This window comes from Planctomycetaceae bacterium (genome assembly GCA_021371795.1).
GTDB lineage: Bacteria > Planctomycetota > Phycisphaerae > Sedimentisphaerales > UBA12454 > UBA12454.
This window is the reverse complement of sequence record JAJFVK010000019.1, coordinates 1-24489: the sequence shown is the minus strand read 5'-3', so window position 1 is coordinate 24489 and position 24489 is coordinate 1. Positions and strand designations below refer to the sequence as shown.

Annotated in this window: 20 protein-coding genes; 3 read left to right on the top strand and 17 right to left on the bottom strand. The window is 43.8% G+C overall.

All coding sequences use genetic code 11. The features are described 5' to 3' along the window. Positions 1 to 9: 9 nt before the first annotated feature. From infC to LLF92_08730, 8 genes are all read right to left on the bottom strand, one after another. Entirely contained in the window at positions 10 to 507 is a 498-nt protein-coding gene (gene infC, locus LLF92_08765; GenBank protein ID MCE5341200.1) for a translation initiation factor IF-3, read from the bottom strand. A 78-nt stretch (positions 508 to 585) separates the two neighbouring features. Further along, entirely contained in the window at positions 586 to 2511 is a 1926-nt protein-coding gene (thrS, locus tag LLF92_08760) for a threonine--tRNA ligase (GenBank protein MCE5341199.1), read from the bottom strand. Positions 2512 to 2836: 325 nt separating this feature from the next. Further along, positions 2837 to 6757 (bottom strand): ankyrin repeat domain-containing protein, encoded by a 3921-nt coding sequence (locus LLF92_08755; protein ID MCE5341198.1) that lies wholly within the window; start codon positions 6755 to 6757, stop codon positions 2837 to 2839. After that, positions 6754 to 7131 (bottom strand): BlaI/MecI/CopY family transcriptional regulator, encoded by a 378-nt coding sequence (locus LLF92_08750; protein MCE5341197.1) that lies wholly within the window; start codon positions 7129 to 7131, stop codon positions 6754 to 6756. The genes LLF92_08755 and LLF92_08750 overlap by 4 nt, the downstream gene beginning before the upstream one ends. Before the next feature lie 114 nt (positions 7132 to 7245). Further along, positions 7246 to 8025, bottom strand: a complete 780-nt coding sequence (locus LLF92_08745; protein ID MCE5341196.1) for a type II secretion system GspH family protein — start codon at positions 8023 to 8025, stop codon at positions 7246 to 7248. A 33-nt stretch (positions 8026 to 8058) separates the two neighbouring features. Beyond that, positions 8059 to 8823, bottom strand: a complete 765-nt coding sequence (locus tag LLF92_08740) for a hypothetical protein (GenBank protein MCE5341195.1) — start codon at positions 8821 to 8823, stop codon at positions 8059 to 8061. A gap of 12 nt (positions 8824 to 8835) precedes the next feature. After that, entirely contained in the window at positions 8836 to 9339 is a 504-nt protein-coding gene (locus LLF92_08735) for a sigma-70 family RNA polymerase sigma factor (protein MCE5341194.1), read from the bottom strand. 167 nt (positions 9340 to 9506) lie between these two features. Beyond that, complete coding sequence (locus tag LLF92_08730) at positions 9507 to 10409, bottom strand: hypothetical protein (GenBank protein MCE5341193.1); 903 nt, start codon at positions 10407 to 10409, stop codon at positions 9507 to 9509. 180 nt (positions 10410 to 10589) lie between these two features. On the opposite strand from LLF92_08730, the gene LLF92_08725 reads away from it, so the two are divergent. Together LLF92_08725 and LLF92_08720 are read left to right on the top strand one after the other, a co-directional pair. Continuing rightward, a complete protein-coding gene (locus LLF92_08725) occupies positions 10590 to 11900 on the top strand; it encodes a response regulator (GenBank protein MCE5341192.1) in 1311 nt (436 codons plus the stop codon). Further along, positions 11884 to 13092, top strand: a complete 1209-nt coding sequence (locus LLF92_08720) for an HD domain-containing protein (GenBank protein MCE5341191.1) — start codon at positions 11884 to 11886, stop codon at positions 13090 to 13092. Before LLF92_08725 ends, LLF92_08720 begins: the two co-directional genes overlap by 17 nt. Positions 13093 to 13152: 60 nt before the next feature. On the opposite strand, the gene LLF92_08715 is transcribed toward LLF92_08720, so the two are convergent. From LLF92_08715 to LLF92_08680, 8 genes are all read right to left on the bottom strand, one after another. Continuing rightward, entirely contained in the window at positions 13153 to 13509 is a 357-nt protein-coding gene (locus tag LLF92_08715) for a DUF1667 domain-containing protein (protein MCE5341190.1), read from the bottom strand. A gap of 3 nt (positions 13510 to 13512) precedes the next feature. Then, complete coding sequence (locus LLF92_08710; protein ID MCE5341189.1) at positions 13513 to 14799, bottom strand: NAD(P)/FAD-dependent oxidoreductase; 1287 nt, start codon at positions 14797 to 14799, stop codon at positions 13513 to 13515. A 2-nt stretch (positions 14800 to 14801) separates the two neighbouring features. Beyond that, a complete protein-coding gene (locus LLF92_08705; protein MCE5341188.1) occupies positions 14802 to 16238 on the bottom strand; it encodes an NAD(P)/FAD-dependent oxidoreductase in 1437 nt (478 codons plus the stop codon). A 126-nt stretch (positions 16239 to 16364) separates the two neighbouring features. Next, positions 16365 to 16922: a glycerol-3-phosphate responsive antiterminator gene (locus LLF92_08700; protein ID MCE5341187.1), complete on the bottom strand. Its 558-nt coding sequence runs from the start codon at positions 16920 to 16922 to the stop codon at positions 16365 to 16367. Then, positions 16922 to 17767 (bottom strand): glycerophosphodiester phosphodiesterase, encoded by an 846-nt coding sequence (locus LLF92_08695; GenBank protein ID MCE5341186.1) that lies wholly within the window; start codon positions 17765 to 17767, stop codon positions 16922 to 16924. Before LLF92_08695 ends, LLF92_08700 begins: the two co-directional genes overlap by 1 nt. A gap of 9 nt (positions 17768 to 17776) precedes the next feature. Beyond that, entirely contained in the window at positions 17777 to 19129 is a 1353-nt protein-coding gene (locus LLF92_08690) for an MFS transporter (protein ID MCE5341185.1), read from the bottom strand. 234 nt (positions 19130 to 19363) lie between these two features. Next, positions 19364 to 21178, bottom strand: a complete 1815-nt coding sequence (locus LLF92_08685; GenBank protein MCE5341184.1) for a Na+:solute symporter — start codon at positions 21176 to 21178, stop codon at positions 19364 to 19366. Positions 21179 to 21190: 12 nt separating this feature from the next. Then, the gene (locus tag LLF92_08680) at positions 21191 to 22789 is read right to left on the bottom strand and encodes a beta-N-acetylhexosaminidase (protein MCE5341183.1); all 1599 of its coding nucleotides are present in this window, start codon (positions 22787 to 22789) and stop codon (positions 21191 to 21193) included. A gap of 89 nt (positions 22790 to 22878) precedes the next feature. Between LLF92_08680 and LLF92_08675 the strand changes: the two genes are divergently transcribed. Continuing rightward, positions 22879 to 22965 carry a hypothetical protein gene (locus LLF92_08675; GenBank protein ID MCE5341182.1) on the top strand — a complete coding sequence of 29 codons (87 nt, stop codon included), beginning with the start codon at positions 22879 to 22881 and terminating at the stop codon, positions 22963 to 22965. Positions 22966 to 22982: 17 nt separating this feature from the next. On the opposite strand, the gene LLF92_08670 is transcribed toward LLF92_08675, so the two are convergent. Then, on the bottom strand, positions 22983 to 24104 hold the full coding sequence (locus LLF92_08670; protein ID MCE5341181.1) for a galactose mutarotase: 1122 nt from the start codon (positions 24102 to 24104) through the stop codon (positions 22983 to 22985). Between the last annotated feature and the right edge of the window lie 385 nt (positions 24105 to 24489).

The following is a 24489-nucleotide window of genomic DNA, read 5'->3' as shown; positions in this document are numbered from 1 at the left end:
TACCCGGCGTTACTTTTCTGCTTTCGGCATCATCAGCACCGTCAGACGCTTGCCCTGCATAAGCGGCGGCTGTTCAACCTTTGCCACATCTTCCAGGTCAGTAATTATTTTATTCATCAATGCCTGCCCAAGCTCTGTGTGCGCCATTTCACGACCTCTGAACATCATAGTAAATTGTACGCGATGTCCTTTGCGGAAAAACTCACGTGCATGGTTAACTTTAGTATCACAATCATGCTTGTCTGTTTTAGGCCGAATCCGAAGCTCCTTCAACGTTACCGTGTGCTGCTTTTTGAGATTCAGCTTATCTTTACGTTTCTGCTCGTAAAGATATTTTCCGAAATCCATAATCCTGCACACCGGCGGGCTGCTCTCGGGAGATATCTCGACCAAATCAAGGTTTACTTCTCTGGCGTGCGCCAGCGCCTGGTCGATAGTCACAACGCCAATTTGGCTGTTATCATCGCCAATCAGGCGAACCGGGCTTCTGTTGATTTGCTCGTTGATTCTAAGTTTTAACTTTCCGATAACCTTTTCCTTTCAAAAAACAATCTCGGCCACAGGCCGATCCAATAGTTTTAACTTTTAAGCTAATTGCAAATCCGCTGTTCTGGATTTTACCTTTTCTTTTACCGCAGCAATAAACTGCTCGGCGGACATACTCTTGCTTTCATTCGTCCCGCGAATGCGAACATTGACGCTTTGCGTTTCAGCTTCTTTCGGCCCGACAACTACCATATAAGGTACTTTTTCGTTATGGCCGTGCAGAATTTTCGCACCAACTTTTTCAGGACTATTATCAATTCCGCACCGCAGTCCGTCAGCCTTCAAACTCTGCTGAAGCTTCATCGCGTAATCATTTGTCTTTTCACTAATCGTCAGCACACGCATCTGCTCGGGCGAGAGCCACAGCGGAAAATTGCCGCCGTAATGCTCGATAAGCCCGCCGATGAATCGCTCCATACTGCCAAGCACTGTGCGGTGAATAATAATCGGCTCGTGCAGTTGATTATCCGCACCGACGTAACGAATATTAAACCTCTTCGCCGCCTGCAGGTCAACCTGATGCGTCGGGCCCTGCCATTCACGGCCAAGCGAGTCAATCAATTTAATATCAATCTTCGGCGCGTAAAACACACCGCCGCCTTCGTCAACTTCATAGGCCAAGCCTCTGCGTTCCATCGCCATACGCAGTTCTTTGGTCGCCATTGCCCATTCTTCTTCGGTGCCGAGGAATTTCGCAGGGCGCGTCGCAAGGTACGCTTTGTAAGTATATCCGAACGTCGTCATCATAAAGTGCATCAGTTCGAGGATAAGGTCAATTTCCTTGCCGAGCTGGTCGGGTGTGCAGAACGTATGTGCGTCATCCTGTGTGAAGCCGCGAACCCGCAACATACCGTGCAGCGTGCCGCTTGGCTCATAGCGATAAACCATACCCAACTCGCAGAATCTCATCGGCAAATCGCGATAACTTCGCGGGCTGTTATTGTAAATCATATAATGACCCGGGCAGTTCATCGGCTTGAGATAATAATTCTGCTCATCAATCTGCATCGGCGAATACATCATATCTGCGTATTTTTCAAGATGTCCGCTTTTTTTGTAAATCGTTTCGGTCGCGATGTGCGGCGTGTAAATCAAATCATATCCGCGTTTGAGATGTTCCTCTTTCCAGAACGTCTCGATAATGTGCCGAATCAGCGAACCCTTCTGATGCCAGAGAATCAGTCCCGGCCCAATATCTTCATTTACGCTGTAAATATCAAGCTGTTTGCCGAGGAATCTGTGGTCGCGTTTTTTCGATTCCTCAAGCCTGAACAGATACGCATCGAGGTCTTTCTGCGTTGCCCAGGCAGTACCGTAAACACGCTGGAGCATTTTTTCTTTCGCATCGCCGTGCCAATAAGCCCCCGCGACAGACATAATCTTGAAGAATCCGATTTTGCCGGTGCTCGGTACGTGCGGGCCGCGGCATAAATCCTCGAATCCGCCCTGGCCGTGCGAATAGAAACTTATCGTATCGCCCTGTGCACGATTGGCGTTGTCAACTTTGTATCTGTTGCCGGCAACGTGCGCAAGAGCCTGTTCTCTGCTAAATTCCTTGCGAACAAACGGCTGATTCTGATTTACAATTTCAGCCATCTTCGCTTCTATTTTCGCAAAATCATCGGGCTTAATCGGGTCGTCAAGGTCAATGTCATAATAGAAACCGTCTTCAACCGTCGGGCCGTAAACTAATTGTGCATTCGGCCAGATGGTGCAAATTGCCTCTGCCATTACGTGCGCGCAGCTATGGCGAATAATCTCAAGTCCGCCTGGATTTTTAGCTGTGATGATTTGTATTTTGATATCGCCTGTTACCGGAGTGCTCAAATCGACCGTTTGGTCATTGACAACCGCGGCCAGAGCAGCTTTCGCAAGCCCTGCCCCAATTTTTTCCGCCACCTGATACAATGTCAGGCCGTTTTCGATGTCCAATACTTTGCCGTCAGGCAGCGTTACTTTCGCCATTGATTTTTTCGACTTTCAACCTCAAAACAGTAATATTCCATATAAAAAACTACGGATATTTTATTATAAATCCGTTATTTGTCAAACACTTAAATTCAGAGGATTTTGAAAGTTTTTAATTAGAGCTATTTTTTATACACAATAACATTTAGGCTGATAGGTATGCTGTTGACCTGAACTGCACTTGTGCCGTCAAAAATTCCGAAATATTTGCCTCTGTCCGTCCTTATAAAGCCGGAAAAACAAGAAAAATGATACCAATGTCACTCCCGACTTGATTGGTTGGAGCGTGGCGTAAACTCCTGCGGAGGAATCCACGTTTAATTTATTTTTTCAGCCTTAGGAAAATATTTTTAAAAGTTACAGACTCAAAAGGTGTTATTTGGAACTGATATGATTTTATATCAGCTTTTTTGGTGTCTTTTATTACAAATGTCTGCTGACGCATACCATCGACCCCAAGACAAGTCTGCAAATCCACACGGACATCTTTGCCGTCTTTAGTCTTCGCAATCAGCTTGTTAGCATTGTCATCCGACAAATTGTCTGTAACTGTGATTATCACTCCATCGCCGGAATCATTCGCCTGCGAGAAAATAATTTTTTTACCTTTATAAAATTTGACGGTTGCGCCTTTGCCATTATGTTCGGCAACTGTTTGCCATTGAGCATTATCACTTGCAAATTTGACTTTTATGTTTGTTTTATTTACATTTTTTTTGATATGCGATCTTACTGCAAACATACATTCATCCGGCTTCACTACCTCAATCGTGCTCCTCATTGTAGAGTCTTGTACTTCAACTATTCCGTAATAACCAGCCGCTAATGGTTTAAATACAAATTCATAGCCGAGGTCTTTGGATGTATATTTACTGTTGTCCTTTGTCTCAATTTCATAGCCCAAAGGCGTGCCGTCCGACCGCCACCACTGTTTGCCTTTGCTCGGATATTGACAGATGCCTACAAGCTCAATCGTCGGACCGTTGGAAATAACTTTCTTATAATCGTTTATCAGACTTTCTATTTTCTGACTATCAAGCGATACTTCCGCACCTTTTGAAATCAGCAGTTCGGCTGTTTGGCGATGGCCGTTGGCAGAAGCCAAATCAAGCGGCGTGCGGCCTTTCATATTTTTCGCATTTAAATTCGCCCCTTTTCCAATAAGAAATTCGCACATAGGCGGACTGCCGTTTGATGCGGCCAAATGCAAAGGTGTGTTGCCGTCAGAATCCTTTGCGTTCACATCCGCACCTTTGGAAATAAGCATCTCCGCAGTATCCTGATGATTGCCCATTACAGCAAGATGCAGCGGTAATTTACCATTGAAACCTACATCCCGATTAGTTTTTGCTTCGGCAAGCTCCTTTTCAGCATCTAATCTCTGAAGTTTTATTTTGTTCAGTTCATCTTGAGTAGCCCGACCGGCAGCTACCAATGTCTCTGTTATTTTTTCCTGCTCTTTATATAAATCTGCAATTTGCTCTGCAATTTCAATTCGTTTTTGAGGAGTTTGTGCCAATTCACTTTCAGCACGCAGTAAATCTATTTTGGCATTTAAAAGTTCTATGGAGTCCGCTTGACCGGTCTGATGTTTCATCTCCACAGTTCGCAATGTCTTTTCTAATATCTCTTTACGTTCCATTAACAAACTGCGTGAATCATCATTTTTCTCGGCAGCTTCAGATTGTGAACTGTTTAAAAAATCTTTTTTGATTTGTTCAATATCCAAAGACTGAATTTCTTCAGGATAACGAGATTTATTTTTTTGCCACCAGTCTTTCCACCAAGCAGCATCATGGCTTTTATCATACGGAACTCCTGTTAATCCCACTAATCCATAGTACCCGATATTATAAACCAGTGTGCCTTTGCTATCTGCATCAATAGCAGCAATTAAATAAGGAATGGCTTTGTGTGCCTGCCACTTTGTAAATTCCTGCCCGACACTATTCCAATCTGGATATCCATTCATAAGTTGCAAGTAGCGAGGCAGTATCCAACGAATCAAACCATCAACCATATCGATATCATCCGGGTACGGAGTGTAAGAACGGCCGTTAGATGTCTTTGGCAATTCGGGAATTGAAGTTCCCTGAACTTGTTGCGGATAGTTAGTCTTATTCTTCTGCCACCATCTGTGCCACCATGTACCATCATGGAATGGGCTATAATCAACACCAGTAATCTTGGTCAACCCAAAATACCCCACGCCATAGATTGTATCATAAGAATTGTCAGCATCAATAATCCCAATCATTGCCGGAATCGCAAATACATATTTAGCATCACCCAAAGTCCCGGCATAATTCCACAAATCAGTTCGATCACTTCCCTTTTTAAAACTATCAAGCATTTTGTCTAACGTCTGATCAAGATTCGCATTTCGAATTGTTTTATTTTCGCTAAATATCTGGTCAGGCGTCTTGTTCTTATTTTGTTCATACCATTGGAGATACTCATCGCCAAAGCCGGGAAACTTGACACCGGAATATTCTGAAACATAAGTTAAAGCATACGCTACTACCTGGCCGTTTGAGTCATGAACACCTAAATTCAATACCGTTAGCACATACGGATGTTTTGCAAAATGGAATGCCTTGAGAATCCCCTGTTTGACTTTATAATTAGTAAGTTTCGGCCAAGCTTCTTGTACCGTCTTTAAGGCAAAATCAGGAGATTCGTCCAACAGTTGCGGTATAACCACAAAGGCAGCTTGTTTATGATTTTTCAAAGCACAAATCTTGTCAACCCAATTTTGATATTTAGAGTTTCTATTTTTCTCTGTGGCTAATTGGAAATTTATTACTTTTTCTTTTTCGCTGCCGAAAAATTTAGTAAGCAGCGTTTCATTTTCGCTTTTATAACTTGCTGCGGTGCATTTTACGTTATGCTCTTCATAATATGTTTTATAACTGTAATCGCCGTTTGTATCTGTAACCGCAAAAAACTTGCCGCCTGCATACTCATCCACATCACCAACCTTTGCGTCCGCTATCGGCTTTCCTGTCTGTGCGTCTGTTACTCTGCCTTTAATCACAAAATCCATTTGTTTTATTTTTTTTACCTCTGTGACCTCTGTGTTCTCTGTGGCTAAAGTATTTTTTCCATTTTTATTCTCTGTGGCCTTATTTTTTGTCATCGGCAGCACACACGCCGACATAATACAAATTACAATAAAAACTGTCGCGATTCGAAGCGGCCTATACTTCCAGCTTTTTTTCTCAAGCCAGCGCAGCCTGTCTATAAGCCGGCCTGAATTCTCGAAAAGCCCAAGCAGTCCAAGTCCCGGGTCAACCGGTTCGGCCACCAAACGCCGGGCAGTCTCAAGCAGAGTCTGTCTATAGGCGGCCGTTTTCTCCTTCAAAACACTCGCGACAGCGGCATCACAGCAAAGCTCACGCAGATTCTGAATATGTTTGCGTATTATCCAAAGCAGCGGATTAAACCAATACGCAATTTGCAGAATCATATAAATCGCATGCACCAGCAAATCGCCCCGCTTTATGTGCGAAAGCTCGTGCAAAAATATATGCTCGGCATCCTGCGCGGTCATATCCTTTAGTTTTTCAGCAGGCATCAGCAGCACAGGATTAAAAACTCCAAACACCGCCGGGCAGCAGATTTTATTTGTCAAAATAATCTGCGGCACATTTTTCAAACTAACTCTTTGCGCGGTTGTCTGTAACAAATTTTCCAAATCTGTCGGCAGTTTCGATTCGCTTTTCAGATGCTCTCTGCGAAGTGAATGCAATCTCAAAACAAGCCATAACGTTAATAAAACCGCTCCAAACGCCCAAACGCACAAGGCATAGACTTTCCACGAAACAACAGGATTAGCCCCGTCATCACTATGACGGGGTTCTATCGTCGTCGGCACAATACTGTCATTGCGAACCACCGGCGAAGCAATCTCTTGGATATTTTGAATTTCAAATTTCGGTAATTCGGAATTCAAATTTGGTATGCGTCTGTGTATGTCAGTGTTATCGTCAGTGTTAGTCAGTGTTTGTTGAACAACAAACGGTATTTCCGCAGTGAAACTTGCCGGCGAAGTAAGCGAAGGCGGCAAAACGAGTTTTACAAGAATTAAAAGCCACAGCGCATAGCGCACCTGCGGCCAAGCCCATTTTCGCAAAATAAAATCCGCAGCGGCGACAATCGCAATTAATATCGCGACCTGCCACAACATTGAAATCTGCCAACTAAACCACCCTTCCGCGAATTGATTTAATAAGTTCATCATTTTGTTTTCTCCTTCTTATCGTGTTCTTGAATTGCTTTGAGTAACTCATTTTTTTGAGTACCTGTCAATTTCTCATTTTCGAGAAGAAAGTGCATCAAAGGCCCAAACGCACCATCGAACGCCTGATTGGCCAATATCTTCAAAGCGCTTCGCCTTGCGTTCTGCTTGGTGATTAAAGGCTCGTAAAGGCTGGTGTTTTGCTTTTTGTTTTCTTTGACTGCGCCTTTTTCGACGAGCCTGGCCAGGAGAGTTTTTATCGTTGTGTACGCCCATTCAACATCCGCAGGCAGCCTCTCGGCGATTCCTCGTGCGGTCGTCGGGTATCGCTCCCACAGCACATTCATTATCTGCCATTCTGTTTCCGTCAGTTTCATAGCGAACTCCTTACTACATATTTAGAAGCATACTACTACACTTGTAGAAGTTGTCAACGGAATTTTTAAAAATTATTTACAAATTTTTATAAGTGCCTGACAGAACTGGAAATATCAGTTTATTTTTGGGCTGTAATATATGCGAAGGCTGCCGGCCTGTTCGAACCATTTAAGGTTTTTCCATTTGACCCATTCGGCCGAGCCGTCGATGTATCCGGTTACAAGGCCGCGAGGAGCGGGTGTGAATTTTTTCGTGCCGGCCGGGTAAAATACACCCCTGCCGTTAGTTGTGTGAGGAATTTTCGCGCCCCATTTTCCGCCGGTGCTTACGCTGTCCCAATGGAAACAGGTGAACAGCGTCGGCGATGTTACGGATTTTTTCGTACAGTTTTCCAATTTTTTCGGAGACTTATAGATCGAACCGTCCGGCAGTTGCGGGCTGTAAGTATTGCCCTCTTTATCAAAACGTCTGCCGTAATATATGTAGCCGATTCTTGTTCCGCCGAGTTTGATATTAGTGTCGGAATTGTTCTCCGGCTCGTAAAAATATTTATCACGCTCAAAATTCCACGATGTACACATCGCGCTGGTTTCGGCAACGCCGTAGTTTAAATGTATTTTAAGGGCAGTTTTGTAATTTACATCCAGCCAGCCTTCCGGCTCATCATCTTTGTCCCAGAGATTTCCAAGCGGGAGATAGCCGCTATAATCGTGAGCGTAAAGTCCGCAGGCGATAACGCACTGGCGAATATTAGATGTGCAGACGGTACGCTGCGCCAATCCCCTTGCAGAACTCAACGCCGGCAGCAGAATGCCCAAAAGCATAGCGATTATTGAAATTACGACAAGCAGTTCAACAAGTGTAAAACCGTTAAGTTTATTATTAGTGCGCATAGTATCTCCGTAGAAAATTTTTGAACTTTTAATTTACTTTGTTTCCTGTGGTTTGGCAGCGATTCGATTTACCGCTTCGGGCAGTTCCTGTTTTTCATAATCGAAGATGAAAATATCAGTCTGTTTTGTCGAATCTTTGGGAATAAGTTTTATATAAATAGGCAGTTTTGATTGTCTGCCGGCAGTGATTACAACGCCTTTCGCCCAGCTTTCCATCGATTTCGACGCATCGAATTTATAGACCAGCAAATCTTCACCTATATAAACCGGTACTTTGCTGTTCACCTCGTTACTGTCGTATTCAAAAACGCCCTGCGTCAAGAGGACAAACGGCGAAGCATTTTCGCCAAGCATTAATTCGCCAAAATCCGAAGGACTGTACGACAGCAGTTCACCTGCGGTATTATAAACATATTTCGTTTTGCCGTCGTCTTTGGAAATTGTATCTTCTTCCATAAAATAAAGCACGCCATTGATGTACCACGCTTCGGTATCTCTGCCGCGAGTGTTATAACAATGCGCAAACGTTATTCGCTGAATGCAGTGCTGCACATCTGCCCATGCAACGGAGCCTGTGTTGAAATTCGAGACAAAAAAATAGATAAGCGCAGAAGCCGCTATTAACACTACCGCAGCGGCAAGTGACGGCCTGAAGATTGACCATAAATGATTGCCGCGATTCTGTGAAGCCTTGAGCCAATGAGCGGTTTGTTTGACAACATCATTCGGCAATTCGCCTGTCGGACGATTTTTAAACGCATCAATAGCCCTGTTCAGAATGTCATCATTATTTTCCATATTAATCTCCGATTAATCACCGTAAGAATTTTGCAGTAATGTTTTCAATTTATTTTTTGTTCTGTGTATAATCACGCCTATATGATTTTCTTTCAGACCGAATGTTTGCGCAATTTCTGACGCACTTAAATTTTCAATGTGCCTAAGGTAAAAAATTTCCGCTTCATCTTTGTCGAGTTTGGCAAATGCTTTTATAAGAGTTTCGCCGAGTTCTTTATTTTCAGCATCGCAAGCCGGACAATCAGACGAAGGCACATCAAAATCCGGAATTTGCTCGAACGATATCGGCGTTGTCTTTTTATTTCTTTGCCGAAGAACATCAAGTGCTCTGCACGCTGCCAATCGCAGAAGCAACGCTCTGAAATTTTTCACCTGTCGTTGTCTGGAGAACGTCAACGCATCGGCGAAGGTTTCCTGAAAACAATCGGCAGCATCAGCGTCATTGCCGAGCAGTCTGTACGCGGTATTCCATACAGCCCTGCCGTGTTCGTTCAGGATAACCTGCCAGTTGGTCATTAAATTCCGCAAACTCCAAAAAACGTCTTTTGTTATTATATTAGTCGTAACGCCCAACACAATATTACAAAAATTCCGTGTTTGCCTTAAAAAATGTGATATTTTTACAGAGATTGTGCGCGTAAAGTGTGTGTGAGCAGGAAATTAACGATTTTTATGCAAAAAGCCTAATTTTCTTTTTTTGAAGACTTAATTTTTGTGGTGATTGCCTGAATCTGCTCATTGAGTTTTTTCAGGGTATCGACGTGATTTTGCTGTGTTGTAGCAAGATCGTCCTGTGTCTGCGAAAGTCTTTCTTTTGTCTGTACCAACTCAACTTCGAGCGAGGCAATGGATTTTTTGCTCCTTTGCGCTTCGGCACGCCAGTTGGCGGTATCAAGTTCGTATAGTTTCACCTTGCGGTTTGCATTGTCGTATTCGTTAATCAGTTGGGTAATGCTTGCGTAGGCTCTTTGAAGTTTTTTCTGCTGAATCTGATTTTGATAGCTCGTCAAGGAATACACGCAAAGACTGGCAATTATTCCGATTGACAGAATACCAAGCAGAACTCTGCTGCCGGCAGCAACTTTAAATGCGTCTGAAATTTTCCGCATCGATGAAACTTTAAACTGCGGCGCCGGCTCAAATTTTTCGAATTTAACCGTCGGCGCTTCTTTTTCTTCCTGCGCAAACAACTTCAAATCTGGAATTGCAGCGGAAGGCTTCGATATAGATTCCGGCTTGGACAAAACAGGTTTGGCGGCAGCGGCCGGCTTACTGATTTGACGGCTGGGCTGGAAAATTTTGTTCACCATATCGGTAATCTTCTGTGCCTGTTCAATAGTGTTTATCTGCTCAACCGGCTTATCATCTTCCTGCCGACGAGCGTTTTTGTTCGCATCAAGCGGCAAATCCACTATGAACATCTTATTCTTATGCTTTCTGACCTGAACAACGCCCAGTTTTGCGCATTCATCTACCACGCCGGTGGAAATTCCCTGACTGCTGGCGTACTGCTGAACAGTCATGAGCGACTTCTTGCGACTGAAAATCTTGTCTTCGACAGCATGGTTATTATTGTCCTGAAGCATAGCATTATCCTGAATTAAAGTATTAAACCATATATATTTTCGGACTTTTCCTGAAAAATCTTGAATTTGCTGTCCGAAAAACAGTACTTTTTCTTTGAATTGAGTACAAAACCGCGTTTTTTGACAAAAAACACTGATAATCCAGTGAACCTGCCCTGCTTTTTTGCCGAAGAACTCTTGATGAAAGTACTAATAGTTGAAGATGATACATCATCAAGGATGATACTGCAAAACCATCTTGAGAGCTGGAACTACCAGGTTCTTACGGCGGACGATATTAATCAGGCATGGGACATGATTACAGCTCAAAGGCCGGAAATCGTTCTCATCGATTGGGTTGCGTCTGAAATGGACAGGCTGGAACTGTGCAGCAAAACCCGCAAACTCGATAACGACAAATATACATATATAATCTTCCTGACAAATGAAGCTGACAATCGCGAAATCGTAAACGCGCTTGACAGCGGTGCGGACGACTATCTCTGCAAGCCGTTCGACAAGAATATTATCAGGAGCCGCATCAAAGTCGGCGAAAAGGTCATATATTATGAAGATGAAATGCGGAAATCCCGCCAGAAAACCCAGGATTCCCAGAAACAACTCGATCAGGTCAATCTGCAGTTAGAGCTTACATATAAAAAACTGATGGAAACGGCACATCGTGCCGGTATGGCCGAAGTCGCTTCCGGCGTTCTGCACAACGTTGGAAATCTTTTAAACAGCGTCAACGTATCGGCGGAACTTGCTTACGAAAAGGTTCACCGTTCGGAACTGGCCAATATTCAGAAGCTCGCTGAAATGCTCAAACAGAACAGCGGTAATCTGGCCGACTACCTTACAAACGACGCCGGCGGAAAACACATTCCGGAATATCTTTTCGAGGCGGCAAGTCACTCTGCAAAGCAGAAAGATGAAATTCTTGACAATCTCACTTCGCTGATAAAAAACATTGAACACGTCAAGGCCGTCGTCAATTCCCAAAGGCTTTACACGCAGGATAATCCGAAAGATTTGGTTAGCCTGTGCGACCTTATTGAAAACTCCATTCAAATAAACAACGCGGGGTTGGAATACTATAAAATAGATGTTATACGCGAATTTCAGGATCTCGGCAAAATCCTAATCGATAAGCAGCGGGTTTTGCAGATTCTTGTAAGCCTTATTGACAACGCACAGCAGGCTTTGGCGGAAAGTCAGAACAGACCGAGGCTTTTAATGATACGCACGGCCAAAACGGCTGAAAATACAATAAAAATTGAAATTTCTGACAATGGAACCGGCATAAAGCCGGAAGATTTGAGCAAGATTTTTTCAAGCGGTTTTACAACAAAGCCTACTGGTCACGGCTTTGGACTGCACAGCTGTAAAATGGCTATTGACGATATGCACGGAACAATTAGCGTCCAAAGCCTCGGCAACAATAGAGGGGCCGCATTTACACTTGAACTTCCATTGACCAACATAGAGGTACAAAATGCAAATAAAAAATGAAAACAAAAATAAAAGAATACTCATCGTCGACGATAAGCAATCGATACATGACGATTTCAGAAAGATTCTCTCTGAAAATTCGCAGCACACACTGCTGGACAAAGCCAGAACCGCGGTATTCGGAAACTCCGCCGGCAATGCTAATATACAAAATGCCGCTGATTTTACTGTCGATTGCGCATTTGACGGCCACGAAGGATTGGAAAAAATTGTAGAGGCCGCAAGAACAGGCAAACCTTACGCGCTTGCCTTTGTCGATATGAGAATGGAGTCCGGCTGGGACGGTTTGCAGACAATCGAAAAACTCTGGAAAGTTCAGCCTTCATTGCAGGTCGTTATATGCTCGGCATATTCCGATTACACATGGTCTGAAATTGCCGAACAACTCGGACAAACTGAACGGTTTTTGATTTTGAAAAAACCTTTCGATAATATCGAAGTCCGCCAGATGGCATGTTCACTGACGGAAAAATGGGAGCTTCTGAACGATCTCGACAAACTTGTGAAAGACAGAACGCAGCAGATTGAAGAAACTCGTGACGCCGCAGTGTTCGTATTGGCTTCGCTTGCCGAATCGAGAGACCCGGAAAACAGCGAACATCTCGAACGCATCCGCAGCTATTCGCACATTCTTGCCGAAGAGTTGAGACGCAAAGGCCCGTATTCGCAATGGATCGACAATAAATTTCTTGAAAATCTTTATCGTTCGAGTCCGCTGCACGACATCGGCAAAATCGGCATACCCGACAATATCCTGTTAAAGCCGGGAACGCTTACCAATGAAGAATTTGAGGTAATGAAACAGCATACGGTTATCGGCTGGCAGGCATTAGGCAGTACGATACTTGCCGCCGGCGAAAGCTTCCTTGATATGGCAGCCGATATCGCAAAATATCATCACGAAAAATACAATGGTGCCGGTTATCCTGAAGGCTTAAGAGAACAGGAAATACCTTTGGCCGCGCGAATTGTCGCGATTGCAGACGTTTTCGACGCGCTCACAAGTTCTCGCGTTTACAAGGTCGCTTTCAGGCCGGAACTTGCCTTTACTATGATAAAGGAAGAACGCGGCAAACATTTCGACCCGATAGTCGTTGACGCGTTTGTGAGAAGATACGACGAATTTCTACAGGTACACAGTTTAACGCAGGTTCCACAGGAACAAGCGGAACTTGCACTGGCTGCAAAATAAATTTATCATCTTCATAAAAAGCAACTTTCAGCCATAAGTAGTAATTGTTTTTTACAATTACTACTTAACGGTGCGCGATGCCACGACATCTATATTGGTACCCAGTGCATTTTGCAGTATTACGTCCCCCATCTTTACCGGCGTCTTGACTTCCACCTGTTTTAACACACTCATCAACTCAAACATTTTACCTTTTGGAAATGCCTGTACAGTTTTTACCGGAAGCCTTCTAATTTCGGCGTTGGCAATCCTGACAGTTGATGTTACCGTACGCAGCGGATTAGTCGTCTCATCAGTTGCGTACTTTTGGCCCCTGTCGCACTTATTACCATCAACAGAACAAACTTCGCCATTAACAGACACCGTCATACGACACCCCATCGGACATACAATACATATCATTTCTTTATTATTCATTGTCTAACTTTCAATTGATATCGAGATAGTTGAACTTCCAGAGTGCACCGGCAGCAAAGATTTTCTTTCGAGTTTAATGTGCTGCATTTCGCCGGGCACAAGATGTTTCTTCTTTATAGTTTTAATCTGTTTGCCATCCATACTGATAACGACTGACGCGTCATAATAGACATCCTGACTCCGAAGGAAAAATTCCAAATCGCCTTTTTCACCATTCAGCCGAATTATTTGCGGAACAACATATCGCACTTTCTTGTCAGCAACCGCTTTGATTTTAGTTACCGTATACGTTGAATCGCATCGAACATATTCAGCGGCGCTTTTGCCGGCTCTTCTGCTCTCGTCGGTAACATAATCAACCAAATCATGAACGTGCACGACATTTCCGCACGCGAAAACTCCATCGATACTGGTCTGCATTTTTTCATCGACTATCGGCCCTGCCGTCACGGCATCAAGCGTTATACCGCAATTCGATGAAAGTTCGTTTTCAGGTATCAATCCCACCGACAGCAGCATTGTATCGCATTCGATATGCCTTGTTGTGCCGGGTATTACTTTGCGGCTTTTGTCCACTTGCGCAATATCAACGCCTTCAACGCGTTTGCGTCCGTAAACATTCACTACGGTATGGCTAAGAAGCAGCGGAATATCGAAATCCTGCAAACACTGCACGATATTGCGAGTCAGTCCGCCTGGATACGGCATCACCTCAAGCACAGCCTCAACTTTCGCACCTTCCAATGTAAGTCTTCGCGCCATAATCAAACCTATGTCGCCGGAGCCGAGAATTACGATTTTCTTTCCTACCATACAGCCTTCGATGTTCACCAATCTCTGCGCGGCACCTGCTGTGAAAACGCCGGACGGTCTTGTTCCGGCGATACAAAGCGCTCCGCGTGTGCGTTCTCTGCATCCCATCGCGAGAATTACCGCCCCTGCCTGAATCTTCAGCAGACCTTTCGCAGGATTAACCGCCGTAATGACTCGCGTTTTGCTGACATCGAGAACCATCGTATCGAGCATATATTCTATATTTAAACACTTCAGCTCATTTATAAAATTTTCCGCATATTCCGGGCCGGTTAATTCCTTCTTGAAAATATGCAGGCCGAAACCGTTATGAATGCACTGCTGCAAAATACCGCCCAGTTCCCTGTCGCGTTCGAGCAGCAGAATTTTTTCGATGCCGTTTTTTCTGGCTTCTATCGCCGCGGCCAATCCTGCCGGCCCGCCGCCGATAACCACGACATCATAAGACAATTTATTTTCACTGACTGCATTTATCATATTTAATTCTTTCCGGTTGTAATATATGTTCCCCTGCCGTCCTTTAAAATTTCGGTTTCATCTTTGCCGAGTTCTCTTGCAAGAATTTCAATCACTCTCGGCGAACAAAAACCGCCCTGGCAGCGTCCCATACCCGCGCGAATTCTGCGTTTTACGCCGTCAACGCTGCGAGCGCCTGCGTTGCGATGAATCGCATCAACGATTTCGCCTTCCGTTATGTTTTCACATCTGCATATAATCCTGCCGAAACGCCTGTCTTTGTTAATCAATTCATTTCTCTGTGCGTCTGTAAGCTCCATAAAATGTATCATAGGCTTGCGCTTCGGATTAAATTTTGGGTTTTCTTTCAACTGCAATCCGGAAGATTTCAAAATTTCTATCACATATTCCGCTATCGCAGGCGATGCCGTCAGCCCCGGCGATTCAATACCGGCGACATTTACAAAACCTTTATGAGTTTTGAGCTCTTCGATAATAAAATCGTTTGTATCAGCCGTTGCCCGCAGACCCGCGAAATTCGTTATCGGCAGGTTCGGCAGCTTTTCAACGCTTTTGGCCGCGACAGAAAGAATTTCCTCAATTCCGCAAGGCGTTGTCGCAACATCGTCTTTGTCCGAGATTTCTGTTGAATTAGGACCAACCAAAAGATTGCCGTGTGCTGTCGGCGAAACCAATACGCCTTTGCCTTTTGATGACGGACATTGAAATATAACACGGGTTACAAAACTTGCGCATTTCTTGTCGTAAACCAGATATTCGCCCTTTCGCGGCACAATCCTGAAAGAAGCCGGACACAATAATTCGTTCACTTTATCAGCATGCACGCCTGCACAATTAATCACATATTTTGCCCGATAAACACCGTTGTCAGTTTGCAGTTCGTAAACGCCATTCCGCAGACTGATGCCTGTAACCTGCGTTTGGAGTTTCAATTCTGCGCCGTTATCAACGGCATTTTCCGCCAGCGCGATTGCAAGCCCGAACGGGTCAACAATGCCTGCCGTTCCGGCAAGCAGAGCGCACTGTACATTATGATTAAGATTAGGCTCAATCTTCTGAATCACATCGCTTGAGATTAATGATATTTGCGGAATTTTATTCGCCAGACCTCTTTCGTAAAGTTCCCTTAAAAAGGCCGTTTCCTCATCGTTTGTCGCAATCGTTAATGACCCGTTTCTTTGAAACGCAACATCCAAATCGCTGCAAACCTGCTCAAACATCGGATTGCCGAGTCTGTTGAGTTCCGCCTTGAGTGTGCCCGGCTTGGCGTCATAGCCGGAGTGAACTATACCGCTGTTGGCTTTTGTCGTCTCATCGGCAACATCGTCGTTCTTTTCCAATATTACAGTCTTCAACTCATATCGGCTCAACTGCCGAGCTATAAAGCAGCCTGTGATTCCGCCGCCAATAATCGCAATGTCGTACATATTACCTTTCACAAATCAACCAATAAAAAAACCGTATAACGCTATCACGCAACTTTCATTGCGGATAACACTATACGGTTCTCAATTTCTCGACCTAAAGTGTTATTTACTTTTTATTAAAACAGTATTCCCTTATTACTAATACGAATTCCAAAGATTTATATTGCCGGTGGAAATTCCAATAGCGCCTGCATTTACCGCAGCATCAACATCTTCTTTTTCAGATATTAACCCGCCGCTTATCACGGGAAGCTTCGTCTTTTCACGGACTTTCTGTATAATTCTCGGCATAATACCCGGCAATATCTCCACCGCATCGGGTTTTATATTCTGCACGGAATCTATGCCGGAATCGAGCGACATCGAATCAAATACAAAAATCCGCTGCACTGCGAAAAGACCAAGACTCTTCGCTTTTTTTATTAAATTCCCGCGCGTCGTAATAATCCCGTCCGGTTTTAACACCTGATGCAGGTATTCCAAAAACACAACGTCTTTGCCATAACCTTCAATGAAATCAATATCGACATAAACTTTCTTATCAGCTTTGTGTATTTTTTCAATCAACCCATGAAGATTAAACACATTACCGGTCAGCAGGAAAAGAGTTTTACAGCCGGAAGCAATCGCCGCATCTAATTTTTCCACCGAGCTCACTGCCGCGATAATTACGTCTTTTTTATCCGCATCGCTCATTATTTGGCTTCTTTCTGATTTTTAAAATACTCCAGCATAACGTCAGGCTTATTGGTAGTTATTCCGTCAACACCCATATCTTTCATTTTCTGTGCGTCAGCTAATTCATCAACCGTCCAGACATACAGCTTCATACCATCAGCGTGAAGTTTGTCTGCGAATTCTTTTGTAACGCCCGCGTAATGCGAATCTATACCGTCAAGCCCCGCGGCTTTGACTTTGTCAACATCCTTCAAACTGTGCGGTATCGGCTGTTTGGTTTCCTTGTTTTGTTCAGTGGTTATAAGCCAATATGACGGAATATCCGGCATCAGCTTTTTGCAGCCGAGGGCAACATCGAAATTAAAGGAAATTATTTCTAATTGTTTTCTTTTGCCGCTTTTCTTTATTATTTCTTCCAGATAAGGCAGAATTTCAGTACCGCTTTTCACTTCGATAATAAGTTTTCTGCCTTCGGGAATTGATTTGATGACATCTTTAAGAAAGGGAATTTTCTCGCCTTTGTATTTTGCGTCTTTCCATGAACCGATATCTATTTTTGCAAGAGTATCTGAATTGGCATCTGTAATATTCACATCGACGCCGCCGGTGCGTTTGGCAGACTTGTCGTGCATAATCATAATCTGCTTGTCTTTTGTCAGATAGACATCACATTCAGCCGCATACGCGTCCTGCTGCCAGGCAAGCATAAAAGACGCCTGTGTATTTTCAGGAGCAGTGAACGACGAGCCGCGATGGCCCACAATTTCGGGACAAACACTGTTTTTTGATGTTTCAGCCATACAGCCGCTTACTATAAAACCAATAAACAGTACTATCAAACAAAATATACTTCTTTTCATCATTTTAATCCTTTACACTTTTGGTTTCAATTTCCATGTAAATGCCAGCGAAATAATCGAAAGCACAGCGCAGCCAACAATTGACCACAAAATAATATCCCACGCGGTTTTACTGCCGTATGTTTTAGTAAAACGATCCAACATTGTACCAAACCCTGCCGCCTGAACAGTTCTGGCGATATAACCGAACAAGCCGATAAATCCCGCGGCAGTACCTATAGCTTTTTTGCCCGACAAATCTAGCGCGATAATTGTTATCAGGTTGATGACAGGATAAATGAAAAAACCGATAAGCACAAGCAGCCACATATCAACCCAGAGACGACCGACAGGATTTAAAATAATCCCAATAAACGCAAGCACTATTGGAACCATACAAAAAACAGAAACCATCCCGCGTCTGCCCCCGAGCTTGTCAGACAGCCAGCCAAAAAGTATCGTAGAAGGAATCCCGCCAAACTCAAGAGCGAAAACCGCTATACCGCCGTCACTCAACGTAGCTTCTTTAACTTCACGAAGATACATACATCCCCAATCCAACATACTATACCTGACAATGTATGCAAAAAAGTTGGCTATTGCCAAAATCCAGATATATTTGTTTTTCAGAACATAGTCTACAAAAAGCTCTTTTGTGCTTAGCTCTTTTTCAAGAGTACCATGCAGCTTTTCAGCCTCTGTAAAATCATTTTTATATTCTTCAATCGATGGTAGTCCTACCGATTGAGGTGTATCTCTCAATCTCCAAAATAAATAAACCGCACCCACAATTGCTATCAACGCAGGAAAATAAAACGCATTTCGCCAGCCAAATGCCACGGCAGCTTCCGCAGCTAATACACCGGCTATGCCCCCGCCAACATTGTGCGAAGTATTCCACGTACTGAAAATAGTGCCTCTTTCACGCACGCTGTACCAGTGTCCCAGAGACCTCCCGCATGGCGGCCAGCCCATTCCCTGTACAAAACCATTCAAGCCCCAGAGAAAAAGGTGCATATAGTAATTGCTCACAGCACCGAAAAACAAGTTACATATCGCAGTAAGAATAAGCCCGAATGCCATAAATTTGCGGGCATCACTTCTGTCGGAAACCGCCCCCATAAGAAACTTGCCAATACCATAAGTTATGGCAGATATCGCAAGTATACTGCCTATCATCGAATGCGAATAATGCAATGCGCCTTCCATATCTTTGGCAACAACTGCGAGATTGTTTCTAACAAGATAAAAAGTGCCATAGCCGATGAATGTCGATTCAATGATGCTCCAGCGGAAACGGGGATACAGCCTCTTCACCTGTTCATCCGGCAATCGCGGAATATGAGGCGCCGGTGCAAAAAATGTACGTATCGCTGATAGATCCATCTCAATTTCCTATTTCTTAATAGCCATAAAAAAAGCCGTACACTCTTCCAGCGATGGACAAGTGTACGGCTCTCAATTTCTCAGCCATAAATCATATAACTGCTTACTGTGAGTCATTATACAAAAAAACACACAATTAATGCAAGCAAAAACCTTTTTCTTTTAAAGCCGCTTTTTTTTAGACTTTTTTTGTTCTATTATCAATTTTGACTTCCATATTATTTTTCAGTTATTTTATGCACTTGCTTCTTTATCACTAAAATTTGTCTTGGACATGTTAAAATAAATAACACCGGTTGCAACCAATGCCACTGCGAAATAAGCCAGTCCCTGCACAGTTCCAACAAAAAGCAGTTTACCAATTCCAAAAAGTACACAAAGCACCATTATACAGCCGGCTATCCAGTTTACAAACAGCGCAAAATAACCGCTATCCGCTTTAACTTCCGGCATTTTATCCGCAATCGGTTTCCAGCCGAATCCGCCGGGGTGAACCTTCGCATAAAATTCCTTGAGTACCTTCTCATCGCTGGGCTTTGTCAGGAATGTTACAAGCAGCCAGACGACTGTTGACCAGCCGACAATAATCATCAGCGAAGATTCATAAGATACTCCCTTGTACAGCAGCCACGGATATATAAAATATGGAGCAAGCATTGCAGATATTTCAGACCATGCGTTAATTCGCCACCAGAACCACCGAAACAGCAAAACCGGTCCGATACCGCCGCTGCATGCAAGCACAAACTTCCACGCCCCGCTTATCGTTTCGAGCTTAGAAGTAACAAACAACGACAAAACCATCAGCAGAAACGTTGTAATTCTTGAAACCATTACATAATATTTTTCATCGGCGTTTGGCTTGATAAACGGACGGAACAAATCATTGATGATATATGAAGTTCCCCACACCGTCTGTGATGCGATTGTTGACATATACGCGGCAAAGAAAGCTGCGATAAGAAGCCCTATCAACCCCGGCGGCAAAACTTTGACCATAACCATCACAAAACCTTTGCCCTTGTCCGCCTGGGAAAGTTCGGGAAACATCACCAGCGAACACAACGCGACAATAATCCACGGCCAGGGACGAACCGCATAGTTAGCGATATTGAACCATAAGGTCGCGAAAAGAGAATGTTTTTCATTTTTCGCCGACATCATACGCTGCGCGACATAACCGCCGCCGCCCGGCTCTGCGCCGGGATACCAACTGGACCACCATTGAACGCCGAGATAAGCAACAAATGCTGTAACGCTCATTTTCAGCAGGCCGGCCGAACCAGCAGCAACATCAGACGCATTTTGAATATCCGGAGTAAAATGGAAGACCCATTGCGGTAATTTTTCTTTTAGTCCTGCGATTCCGCCGATTGCGTCGTTCTTGACGGCATAAACAGCCAGAACTATGCAGCCCGTCATCGCCATTGTAAATTGAAACGCGTCAGTTATTGAAACGCCCATCAGCCCGGACATTGATGAATATATAGCCACCAAAAACATCAGGCAGACAACCGCGAGAAAATGACTTGAAAAGGTAAAGCCGGCGAATGCCAATTCCCTGATTCCAAAAAATGTCATATTCGGAAACACGACAGCCAAAATTTTTACCATCGCCAGATTAACCCACGCCATCACAATCATATTCATAACAACGCCGATATATACTGCTCGGAAACCGCGAAGGAATTTCGCGGCACTGCCGGAATATCGAATCGACACAAATTCACAGTCTGTCATAATGCCCGCCCTTCGCCAAAGACGCGCGAAGAAAAACACGGTAAGAATACCGCCGAACACCATATTCCACCAAAGCCAGTTGCCGGCGATTCCTTTCTGCGTGACAAGTTCCGTTACAGCCAAAGGCGTATCAGCGGCAAAAGTGGTCGCGACCATACTCGTACCGGCAATCCACCACGGCAGTTTGCGGCCGCTTAAGAAAAAATTGTCAGTATTCTTGCCGGCTCGCTTTGAAAGTATAACGCCGATAAGCAGACTGATAACAATGTATGTGCCAATAATAATCCAGTCTATTGCGTGCAATAACATAAATCCCTTTCGTTAATTGTATAAACGCCGATAATTCAAATCGTAACTATCAAGCCGTTTAAGATGTTCACTAAGTCTTAAAATAAAATTGTCATAACTTTTTTTCTCCGGCTGCGTCCATCCCGCTTCAGACAAGGCACAACCTCTCGGATAAGCCATATATTCCGCCTGCTTATGCGTTGGAATATACTCCGTCCACAAATTAGCCTGAACGCCGAGCACATGTCTGACTTGTTCGGCCGTCACTTCCGCGGGAACCGGATTATAATCATATATTTTGCTTAACGGCAAAAATCCGCCAATGGCCGAAGGTTCAATCTCTTTGGCGCCCTGATAATGATCGAAGTAGCAATGAGATGTCGGCGACATAACAACATCGTGTCCCTGCCTGATAGCTTCAACAGCGTATTTCGCGTCGCGCCAGCACATCATCGTCGCCTGCGGAGCAAGACCGCCTTCAAGTATTTCATCCCAGCCGATGAGCTTGCGATTATTTGCCATCAGATTCTTTTCAATGCGTTTTATAAAATAGCTCTGCAATTCGTTGACATCCTGCAGATTTTTATGTTTCATTCTTGCCTGACACAGCGGACATTCTCGCCATCTGTCTTTTCTCACCTCATCTCCGCCGATATGAATATATTCGTATGGGAAAAGCCGCATCACTTCTTCGAGCACGTTTTGGTTAAAATTGAACACTTCTTCTTTGCCGGGGCAATAAACCTCCAGAGTTGAACCCCACTTCGTCATTACAGTGCCTTCCGTTCCACGACAGGACAACTGCGGATATGCAGCCACAGCCGCAGCGCAATGGCCGGGCATTTCCACTTCCGGCAGAATCTCTATATACCGTTCTTTGGCATACTGAACAACATCTCGTATTTGTTCCTGCGTGTAGTATCCGCCGTAACGTTTCTCTTCATATACCAGCGGTTGCTTTCGGGGGCTTATTTGTGATTTGTCGCGCCAGGCGCCGACGCTTGTCAGTTTGGGATATTTCTTAATTTCGATACGCCAGCCCTGGTCGTCTGTTAAATGCCAGTGAAATCGATTCATTTTATGAACCGCCAGCAGATCGATATATTTTTTTACAAATTCGACAGACATAAAATGCCTGCTGACATCCAGATGCATACCTCGCCAACTGAATCGCGGAACATCGCGGATTGCCAGACACGGGATTCCCCATTCAACGCCGCATATTTTTTCACGACTGAAAATATAATAAGGCAATAACTGCCTTAAAGTCTGTATGCCGTAAAATAATCCCGCTGAAGTATTGGCTGTAATACTCACTCCGTCTGCTTTAACATCAAGACAATAACCTTCATCGCCAAGTTCATTATCATCGACTATGCCAAGACAAATCGAATTTGGATGCACAGTTTTTTTTACAGCTAAATGATAACCCAGTGCAGGCGACAAATATCCATCTAATTGTTTTGCGATAGCGGCCAACTCGTCAGACGCGACAATAATTGTATTGCTGTCAATATTAAATGCGCCTGCATCAGAAATTTGCACATAATTTGGCAGCGGAACAACATTAACGTCGGCGAATGCTGCTGAAAATGACACTAAAATTAGAAACAAGAAAGCATTTTTTAACATAATCTTACCTCAATGACATCCAAAACAATTCACTTGAGCAGTAAAAAAACACGCCGGCAGTAGTAGCTGTAACGTCAGGCACAAACCGCATAGCCTCCATAAAAGGCGCAATTAAAGGCGGATATATCAAAACGCTGATAACAGACGACCAAACCGCTGAAAAACTTTTAGAATAAATTAAAATCCGTATATATTACCGACAGCTAAATTTATAAACAGTTTGCGATTTGTATGTTTCGCCGGGCTTCAAAATAGTATTCGGAAATTCCGGATGGTTCGGCGAATCCGGGAAATGTTGCGGCTCGAGTACTATCGCATTTCTGAAATTATATGGTTTGCCGCTTTTCCCTGTGATTGAGCCATCCAAAAAGTTTCCGCAATAAAACTGCATAGCAGGTTCGGTCGTGTAAACTTCCAGAATTCTGCCGCTTGTCGGCTCTGAAACTTTGCACGCCGGCGTCAGCGAATTATCAGTTTTGTTCAGAACCCAGTTATGGTCGTAACCTTTGCCGAATTTAAGCTGCTGGTCGTTGGCGTCAACTCTTGCACCAATAGCGGCCGGTGCGGTGAAATCGAAAGGAGTATTTTTCACATCGCGAAGTTCGCCGGTTGGAATAAGAACTTTATCAACAGGCGTAATTTTATCAGCATTAATCATCATCTCGTGTTTAAGAATATCGCCGTTGCCTTCGCCTGCAAGATTCCAATAGCCGTGCTGTGTCAGGTTCACGGGAGTCGTTTTATCCGTAGTTATTGTATAATCGAGTTTCAATTCGTTGTCTGCGGTCAAAGTGTAAACAACTGTAACATTCAAATTGCCTGGATAATTTTCTTCGCCGTCCTTGCTCAAATAGCTGAACTTTACGCCGATGCCTTTTTCATTTTCAAACGATTCGCTTTTCCAGACCACGCGGTCGAAACCCTTGATGCCGCCGTGGAGATGCTGGCCGTTATTGTTTGTATTGAGGATATATTCAACACCGTCAATTGTAAATCTGCCGTTTGCGATGCGATTGCCGAATCTGCCGACAATACCGCCGAAATACGGATTTTCGCAGAGATAGCCGTTGAAATTATTATAGCCCAGAACGATATCCGCAAATTGGCCTTTGCTGTCCGGAACAACCGCTGACACCAGAGCCGCGCCGAAGTCCATCAGACCGACTTTTATGCCTTTGGCATTAGTTAGAGTATAAAGGTTTACATTTTGGCCACAGGGTGTCTGACCAAACACTTTTTTCTCAACTTTAAATGCGGATTGAGCGTAAAGAAAGCTGCTGCAGATTAAAACCAAAACCAATACTCTCTTTTTCATATTGTTACTCCTTAACATTATCACAGATATTGTGAACAATTCCTATATTTTTGATTATCCGAAAAATATACAGGTTGATAGTAAACCAATTATTGCAAAAAAACAATAAAATTTACAGCACTGACTTTTTATTGTTATGCTCAAATTATTTCTTAATACTTTGGTCTGTTTTGCTCCAAATTTTATAAATTGTTTTTATGATATTTTTACAAAAAATCGGCTATATAGTTAGCATCAATTATGAGAAAGACCAGCTATAGAGAGTCAAGAATAAAATAACAAATTTTTTTATATAGCTCTTTGACAAGTAAAGATTCTCAGGATTTAGGATTATAACCTTTTGGGATATAGTCTCTGCAGTCGGTCATAATTCGCCAGACCACGT